Here is a 332-nt window from a genome sequence, read left to right as displayed (position 1 = left end):
GCCTTTGGAAGCAGGTCTTGGCTGGATAACAAAATTTACCAAAGATTTTATTTACAACGGATTTTTAAAAATTCAAAAAGAAAAGGGTATTACTAAAAAGCTGGTAGGTTTTGAAATCGAAGGCAAAGGAATTCCCCACCATGGATATGAAATTTGGGATCATAATCATCAAATTATTGGAACGGTTACCTCGGGAACACTTTCTCCTACACTCAAAAAAGGAATAGGAATGGGATACGTCTGTTTTGAAAGTGCTAAACACGGAAGTGAAATTTTTATTAATATAAGAAATAAACCGGTCAAAGGTGTGATTGTGAAAACTCCATTTATTA

At 34.0% G+C, this 332-nt stretch carries 1 protein-coding gene; it reads left to right on the top strand.

Annotated features, from left to right (window positions below; translation table 11 throughout):
- The coding region (locus AB671_RS21840; protein ID WP_317040137.1) for a glycine cleavage T C-terminal barrel domain-containing protein at window positions 1-332 on the top strand (332 nt) is incomplete at both ends.

The organism is Chryseobacterium sp. BGARF1, from assembly GCF_001677955.1.
In the GTDB taxonomy this organism is placed as follows: domain Bacteria; phylum Bacteroidota; class Bacteroidia; order Flavobacteriales; family Weeksellaceae; genus Chryseobacterium.
This window is presented reverse-complemented; position numbering and strand designations above follow the sequence as displayed.